The following is a 7,873-nucleotide window of genomic DNA, read 5'->3' as shown; positions in this document are numbered from 1 at the left end:
CGCGCTGGGCGCGCTGGCCGGGCTGGGCCTGCTGCTGGGCACCGGCTGGACCGCCTACCGCCATGCGCCCTGGCAGCGGGTGGCCGCCGACTTCAGCACCGGCGTGGGCGAACGCAAGCGCTGGGAACTGGCCGATGGCACCTTGCTGGAACTGAACACCGACAGCGCCGCCAGCGCCTCCCTGTCAGACGAGCGGCGCTTCATCACACTGGCCCGCGGCGAAATCATGATCACCACCGGCGCCGACCACAACGCCGCCACGCCCCGCCCATTCTGGGTCGGCACCCCCATGGGCCGCCTGCAAGCGTTGGGCACGCGCTTCGTGGTGCGCCTGGACAGCGACGGCGTGTTCGTCAGCGTGCAGGAAGGCGCCGTGGCCTTGTACCCGGACTCCGGCGCAGCCAGCGGCGTGGTGCGGGCCGGGGAAAGCCGCTGGATGAGCGCCACGGACCTGTTGCCGGCGGCGCCGACGGGGCTGGCCCCGGACGCTTGGACGCGCGACGTGGTGGCCGGCAATGACATGCGCCTGGCCGATCTGCTGCAGGAATTGCAGCGCTATCAGCTCGGCCGCATCTGGTGCGACCAGGACATCGCGGATTTGCGGGTATCCGGCGTCTTCCACACCCACGACGTGAGCCAGGCCCTGGAAACCCTTGCATTGACCCAGCCCGTCGCCATCAACCGCTATACGCGGCTGCTGACGGTGGTGCGGAAAAAGTGAAGGGATCGCCGGTTTCGTCCGTCTGTACTTAGGAAGACCCCATCTTCAGGGGGTCGCCTTCCTACAGCTGGAATCCACCATGCCTGTTCGCCGTTTTTCGCCCCTGCCCACTTTGCCGGCACGCGCGATGTTGCGCCTTGCCCTGCGCGCCCTGCCTGCGCCCCTGATCCTGGCCAGCCTGGCCGTGGCGCCCGCCCATGCGCAGGCTCCCGCAATGCCGCAAGAGTTTTCCATTCCGGCGGGCCGGCTGGACCAAGCCATCGAGGCCCTGGCCCGCGCGGCCAAGATCACGTTTTCGTATGACGCCGCCCTGATCACGGGCCGCAGCACCCAGGGGTTGAATGGCCGCTACACCGTCCAGGACGGGCTGGCCAGGCTGCTGGCCGGCACCGGCGTGGCAGCCGTGCCGCTGCCGAATGGCGCCTATTCGCTGCGGCCGGCGCCGGCTTCCTCCGGGCAGCCCATCACCACTCTGCCCGCCGTGCAGGTGCGTGCATGGCAGAACACGGCGCTGCAGGAAGAAGGTAGCGCGGCGGAGGGCTATCGAGCCAGCACGGTATCGTCGGTGGGCATCCTGGGCAGCATGCCGCTGCAGGACGCCCCCTATTCAATGACGGTGGTGTCGCGCGACCTGATCGCCAACACCCTGGCGCAGTCGCCCGACGATCTTTACCGCATCAACCCCACCACGCTGTCGCAGACGCCGCAGGTCAGCGGCTGGGCGCCGATGGTGAAGATACGCGGCTTCAACAGCTACGACCGCGCCGAAGACGGCCTGCGCCGCGCGTACGGTTATGCCACGTCGCTGGAAGACAAGGAGCGCGTCGAGGTGCTGAGCGGCCTGTCCGGTTTTCTGTTCGGCGCGGCATCCCCGGGGGGCATGATCAACTACGTCAACAAACGCCCGACGGCCGAACGGCTGAACAGCGTCACGGTAGGCAATTACGGCGGCAGCCAGTACTACGTGCACGGCGACTTCGGCGGACCCATCGATGACGCGGGCAAGTTCGGCTACCGGCTGAACCTGGTGCGCCAGGACGGCGATACCGCCATCGACGACCAGAAAATCGACCGCAGCCTGGCCAGCCTGGCGCTGGACTGGCACCTGACCAACAACTTGAAAGTCGAACTGAACGCATCGTACAGCGACTACAAGATCGACGCCCCCAACTCGTACTGGACGTTCCGCGCTGGCGTGCCGCGCATCGAGGCGCCGGATGCCAGCAAGAACTGGAGCCAGCCCTGGATCGAGGAACAGACCAAAAGCCGGAAGTACGGCGCCAAGCTGAGCTACCAGGCCAACGAACACCTGACGCTGCGCGCCGCGCATATGCGCGACTATCAAGACCGCCCCAAGCAGGACCACACCATGAACTCGGTACGTTCGCCCACCGAGTACTACCAGATCCGCATCCATTCGGGCCGCACGCGCACCGAGTCCGAAGCCTGGCAGGCGCTGGCCGACCTGTCGTTCGCGACGGGGCCGGTGAACCACATGATCACCGCTGGCTACTACGGGTTCAAGGATAGCCAATGGGGCACGACCTACAGCCCGAACTCCGGCTGGATGGGCCCCTACGGCTTCGATTCGCCCACCCATGTCCCCGAACCAGCGTGGCCGCCCGTACCCGAGGGTTCGATGTATTTTTCCGGCCGGGTCAGCAACGACAACTTCATGATCGGCGACTTGATCACGTTCAACGAGCAATGGTCGGCATTGGTGGGCGTGAACCACAGCCGCATCGAGAGCATCAGCCGCGACGCCCAGGGCGACCCGACGCAGCCCGACTACGAGCAATCGCGCAATTCGCCGAACCTGTCGCTGATGTACAAGCCGCGGCCCTGGCTGACGACCTACGCCACCTACATAGAAGGCCTGGAGCAAGGCGGCTATGCGCCGCTGACGGCGGCCAACAGCCTGGACATCATGCCGCCCATGGTCAGCAAGCAGAAGGAGATCGGCATCAAGGCCGAACTGGGCGGCGTGCTGCTGACGGGCGCGCTGTTCGACATTGAGAAAGCCTACGAATACACCAACTCCGGCAATGTCTACACCCAGGACGGCAAGCAGCGCCATCGCGGTTTCGAAGCCACCGCCTTCGGCAAGGTCACGCCGGCGTGGACGGTGGTGGGTGGCGTGACGCTGCTGACGGCCAAGGTGGAAGGCGGCGGCAGCAGCGGCAACGCCCCCATGAACGTGCCCAAGGTCATGGCCAAGCTGTATTCGGAATACGCCCTGCCCTTCATGCCGGGCCTGAGCGCCACCGGCGGCATTTATTACGTGGGCAAGCAGTGGGCCGACCAGGCCAACGACAGCCGGCTGCCTTCATACACCACGTTCGACCTGGGGCTGCGGTATGCCACCAAGGTCGGCGGGCGCCCGCTGTCGCTGCGGCTGACGGTGAACAATGTGGCGGACCGCAGTTATTGGCTCAACAGCTACTATCTGGGCGCCCCGCGCAGCGTGGCGTTCTCGGCGCAGATGCAGTTCTGAGGGCGCCTAGGTCAGGCCGCGGCGCCGGTCGCGCCGGTACAGGGCGTAACCCAGCGGCCACATCAGGAACACCAGCCCCCGCGCCAGCGGCGACGTCAGTCGATAGGCGCTGACCGCGGTGGGCAGGCCCGAATGCTGCAGATCCAGGCGGAAGCGCGTGTAGCGCGCGGCCGCCATCAGGAATTCCTTGGGCCGGTAGCGAAACCAGTCCATGTGATGCTGCAGAATGTCCCAGGCCAGCAGGTACAGGCCCTGGGCATTGTTGCGCACCGATACCGCGCCACGGCTCAATCCATCGGCGCTGGGATGATAAATGCGCACCACCTGGTTGATGCAGCGGTTCAGGTACCCCGCGCGCGCCATCGCCCACCAGATCAGGCTCTCGGGCACGAAGCCCGCCACGTTCTCGGGAAAGGGAAAGCGCCGCAGCACGTCCGTGCGCATGCTGCCGAACTTCTCGCCCTTCACGCGGTGGCGGAAATACATATCCACGGCCGACGTGTCGAAAATATCCTGCGGATAGCGGTCGCCCACGATGCTGCCGTCGGGATGCGCGCACAGGCCCGTCACCCCCACATAGGCCTCGCGGCGGTCGGGCGGAATGGCTTCCCAGCCGTCGCGCAGGATCTGCAGCGCATCGGGCGGGATTTCGTCATCGCTGTCCAGGGTAACCACGAACCGGCCGCGCGCTTCGCGCACGCCCCGGTTGAAGGCGGTTTTCTTGTGCTGGTTCTTCTGCCAGATGTACCGGATGGGGAAATTCGCCTGGGCCTGCCAGGCCTGCACCGCTTCGTGCGTGCGGTCGGTTGAGCCGTCGTCGACGATCAACCACTCGAAATCGCGACAGGACTGCCGTTTCAGGGATTCATACACACGATGCAGGGTAGCGGCCCGGTTGTAGGTGGGCGTCAGTACCGTGAACGTGAATTGCGGGTCACTCATGCGCTTGGCCGATACGCGTAAGGCTGCGGCGGTCTATTTGATTATGGGTAAAAACAAGGGCTCCAGTGTATGGGATATGCATCAGCCAGATGCATCCCCGCGCGTCCAATTTGCAAACAAATCTGTCATGTTTTTCCATATTTATACGACGCCCGATATTGCCCGGCCCCTGTGGCAAGGGGCCAGCGGGTAAACTCGTGCGGCTCATATGGAATCGCCATGGAATCTCATCCCGTCCAGTTGAATGACATCGCGCTGTTTGTCGAGGTGGCGCGCCGCAAGAGCTTCAGCGTGGCGGCGCGCGCGCTGGGCATGCCCACCTCTACCCTGTCGCGGCGCATCGGCCAACTGGAACGCCTGATCGGGCTGCGCCTGATCAACCGCAATACACGGCGCCTGGAACTGACCAATGCGGGCAACGCCTATCTGCAGCGCTGCCAGGGCCTGATCGACGACGCGCGGCTGGCGCACGAGCAACTGCTGGCGTTGTCGGCCAGCCCGCAGGGCCGGCTGAGCATTTCCATTCCGTACAGCATGGCGATATGGCTGCTGCCCGAGGCCTTGAAGGAATTCACCGACCGCTATCCCGACCTGGAATGCGAGTTCGACCTGAACCAGAAGGCCGTGGAAAACTCGCAGGGTGGGCCGTTCGATATCGCGCTGCGTTTCGGCAGCGACCACGAACCGCTGCACACATCCGCCGCCGAAGACCCGGCGGTAAGGAAAATCACGTCGCTCGACGGCTACCTGTATGCGTCGGCCGATTATCTGCAAGAGCACGGCGAACCGCTGCAGCCCGCGGATCTCTCGAACCACGAATGCCTGCGCACCACGATGGACCTGGACGATTCAGCCTGGACGCTGCACCATGGCAAACAATTGGAACGGGTGCCGGTGCGCGGGGCCATCGCCGGCAACAACATCAGCGTGATCGGCACGCTGTCGGGCCTGGGCCTGGGCATTACCCGCCTGCCCAACTGCCGCGCCCTGGCACCCATCATCGGGCGCAATTCCCTGCGGCGCATCCTGCCCGGCTGGACCTCGGCGCCGCTGTCGGTCTATGCGGTGTTTCCGTCGCCGGTGCAGCCCGCCAAGACGCGCGCCTTCATGGATTTCATCCGCCCCTGGCTGGACCCCGCCGAATAGCCACGGGCCACGTGCATCGCACGAAAAAAAACCGCCGGGCGAACCGGCGGTTTTTCTGAAATCAGGCGCGGAAAATTACACGCGCTTGATTTTTTCCAGCATCTTGAAAACGCCCTTGGGCGAGTTGACGAACAAGCGCTTGAAAGCCTTGCCCAGGCAACGACGTTCCAGGGTGTTGCGACGCACGCGTTTGCGCTCAGCCATAATGATTCTCCGGTAAGGTTCGATGGTGCCCAAACCCGCCCGACGGTGTCCGAATTGGTGGCCCTTCGGCAACGGCTGCCAAAGCGCCACGGGCTGGCGGCAAAAACTGGGATAACTCGGTATTCTAGCCTGAAAGCGGCCGGGTAGCCAAACCGCCCTATTGCCCCTGCGCCAGCTGGGCCCGCACGGCTTCCGGGCGCGGCAGGGGTTCCACCGCCCCGTATCCCGTGGTGGACAGCGCCGCGGCCGCATTGGCATAGCGCACCGCCGCGATCCAGTCATCGCCGGCACAGCGGCGCGCCAGCAGGTTGCCGGCAAAGCAGTCGCCGGCCCCGGTGGCATCGACGGCCTGTACCGGCATGCCGGCCACCGGCACGCGCTGCTTGCCGTCGTCGACCAGCGCGCCTGCCTTGCCCAGCTTCAACACCACCACGCCCGGCGCACCGGCCGCGCGGATCCAGTCCAGCGTGCGCTGCGGGTCTTCGTGGCCGGTAAGGTGGCGCAGGTCGTCCAGGCTGGGCAGGAATACATCGGCCATGGCCAGGGCTTCGCGCAGAATGGCGCGGGCGCGCGCCACCGGCCACAGCCGCAGGCGCAGGTTGGAATCCAGGCTGACCTGCCCGCCCGCCTGGCGGGTGCGCGCAATGGCTTCGAACACCGTGTCGCAGGCGCTGGCGCTGATGGCCAGACTGATGCCCGACACATGCAGGAAACGGCTGCGTTCCAGCGGCGCGCCGTCCAGGTCGGACGGCTGCATGCGGCTGGCGGCGGAATCGCGGCGCAAATAGCTGAACACGTGCCCATCGGGGCCGTGCTGCACGAAGTACACCCCGGTATGGGCGTCGGGGTCGACGCGCACGGCCGCCGTATCCACCTGTTCGTCGCGCAGCAGCCGCAGCAACTGCTGGCCGAAGGCGTCGCCGCCCAGGCGCGTCAGGTAGGCGCAGCGCGCGCCCTGGCGCGCGGCGGCGATGACGGCATTGGAGGTGTCGCCCCCAAAACCCTGCAGGTACTGCGGTTGGCCGGCGCGCGTCTGGTTGAATTCGATCAGGGGCTCGCCCAGCCCGACGATATCGAAATCGAAATCAGCCATGGGCGGCCTCGCGCGTGCGCATGATCTGGCGCACCAGGGCGCCGGTATCGCGGGCCGCGAAGGCGGCCTTGTCGTACAGATTGCTGCCTATGCCCACCAGGGCCGCGCCGGCGGCAAAGTATTCGCCCATGTTCTGTTCGGTGACGCCGCCCGTGGGGCAGAACGCCACGTCGGGAAACACCGACTTCAGTGCCGCGAGATGGCGCGGCCCGCCGGTATCGGCGGGGAAGACCTTCACGATATCGGCGCCGGCCTGGCGCGCCGCCAGTACTTCGGTGGGGGTGAAGGCGCCCAGCAGGCAGAGGGCGCCGGCGGCATGGGCCATGTCGGCGATGCCCGGCACCAGGCCCGGCGCCACCAGGAAATCCGCCCCGGCCACCAGCGCGTCGCGCGCCTGGGCCTCGTCCAGCACGGTACCCACGCCCAGCAGCAGCGCGTCGCCATGTTTGTCGCGCAGCGCGCGCACCAGGTCGGTTACCCTGGGGATCGTCCAGGTCAGCTCCAGCGTGGCGCAGCCTGCCTGCACGGCGATTTCGGCGGCATAGGCGGCGGTGGCGGCGTCGCTGTAGCGCAGTACCGGCACGACGCGATCGGCCAGCAGGCGGGAAACCGGGGTGGGTACATCGGCACGGGGCATGAGTATCTCGCGAAACAAAGGTAGCGATAGGTTATAGGGGACGGGCGCCGCGGTACAGCCCCGGCCCGGGCGGGCCGCTACCGGGATTTTCCGGAATCTGAGATACTGTGTATATATACAGATATTTTCAGCGATATCCTGTCGCCTTCCGGGTATACCCTCGTCGTTTCCGCCTCTTTCACGCCACGCCCCTCCGCCATGAGCTCCCACATCCGCATCGTCGGCGCACGCCAGAACAACCTGAAAAACCTGGATCTGACTCTCGCCACGGGCGAACTGGTGGTCATTACCGGCGTGTCAGGCTCGGGCAAGAGCTCGCTGGCCTTCGACACCCTGTACGCCGAAGGCCAGCGCCGCTACGTCGAGACCTTCTCGCCGTATGCGCGCCAGTTCCTCGACCGCATGGACAAGCCGCAGGTCGACCGCATCGAGGGCATTCTGCCCGCCATCGCCATCGACCAGACCAACCCGGTGCGCAGTTCGCGCAGCACGGTCGGCACCATGACCGAACTGAACGACCACCTGAAACTGCTGTTCGCGCGCGGCGCCAGGCTGTACTGCCGCGGCTGCGGCAAGCTGGTACGGCGCGACACGCCCGATTCCATTGCGGCGTCGCTGGCCCGGCGCGCGCCGGCC

General features: G+C 66.1%; 8 protein-coding genes. 4 read left to right on the top strand and 4 right to left on the bottom strand.

Annotated elements, in window-relative coordinates; all coding sequences use genetic code 11:
* Together LPZ50_RS18635 and LPZ50_RS18630 are read left to right on the top strand one after the other, a co-directional pair.
* Positions 1-721: FecR family protein (locus LPZ50_RS18635; RefSeq protein WP_230663498.1), on the top strand; the 721-nt coding region annotated here is incomplete at its 5' end.
* A 79-nt stretch (positions 722-800) separates the two neighbouring features.
* Positions 801-3,215: a TonB-dependent receptor gene (locus LPZ50_RS18630; protein WP_230663496.1), complete on the top strand. Its 2,415-nt coding sequence runs from the start codon at positions 801-803 to the stop codon at positions 3,213-3,215.
* A 6-nt stretch (positions 3,216-3,221) separates the two neighbouring features.
* Here LPZ50_RS18630 and LPZ50_RS18625 read toward each other — a convergent pair whose 3' ends face one another.
* Complete coding sequence (locus tag LPZ50_RS18625; protein ID WP_230663494.1) at positions 3,222-4,157, bottom strand: glycosyltransferase family 2 protein; 936 nt, start codon at positions 4,155-4,157, stop codon at positions 3,222-3,224.
* Positions 4,158-4,376: 219 nt separating this feature from the next.
* Here LPZ50_RS18625 and LPZ50_RS18620 point away from each other — a divergent pair, with 219 nt between their 5' ends.
* Entirely contained in the window at positions 4,377-5,303 is a 927-nt protein-coding gene (locus LPZ50_RS18620) for a LysR family transcriptional regulator (protein WP_230663492.1), read from the top strand.
* Between the two features lie 75 nt (positions 5,304-5,378).
* Here the strand turns inward: LPZ50_RS18620 and LPZ50_RS25335 are convergent, their stop codons facing one another.
* The 3 genes from LPZ50_RS25335 to LPZ50_RS18610 all read right to left on the bottom strand — a co-directional run bounded on the left by LPZ50_RS25335 (position 5,379) and on the right by LPZ50_RS18610 (position 7,237).
* A complete protein-coding gene (locus LPZ50_RS25335; protein ID WP_268903484.1) occupies positions 5,379-5,507 on the bottom strand; it encodes a hypothetical protein in 129 nt (42 codons plus the stop codon).
* A 157-nt stretch (positions 5,508-5,664) separates the two neighbouring features.
* Entirely contained in the window at positions 5,665-6,600 is a 936-nt protein-coding gene (locus LPZ50_RS18615; RefSeq protein WP_230663490.1) for a sugar kinase, read from the bottom strand.
* On the bottom strand, positions 6,593-7,237 hold the full coding sequence (locus LPZ50_RS18610) for a bifunctional 4-hydroxy-2-oxoglutarate aldolase/2-dehydro-3-deoxy-phosphogluconate aldolase (protein ID WP_230663488.1): 645 nt from the start codon (positions 7,235-7,237) through the stop codon (positions 6,593-6,595). Before LPZ50_RS18610 ends, LPZ50_RS18615 begins: the two co-directional genes overlap by 8 nt.
* Before the next feature lie 198 nt (positions 7,238-7,435).
* On the opposite strand from LPZ50_RS18610, the gene LPZ50_RS18605 reads away from it, so the two are divergent.
* Positions 7,436-7,873, top strand: a 438-nt coding sequence (locus LPZ50_RS18605) for an ATP-binding cassette domain-containing protein (protein WP_230663486.1), incomplete at its 3' end; no start/stop codon positions are given.

Source organism: Bordetella petrii (assembly GCF_020991325.1).
In the GTDB taxonomy this organism is placed as follows: domain Bacteria; phylum Pseudomonadota; class Gammaproteobacteria; order Burkholderiales; family Burkholderiaceae_B; genus Bordetella_A; species Bordetella_A petrii_E.
This window is presented reverse-complemented; position numbering and strand designations above follow the sequence as displayed.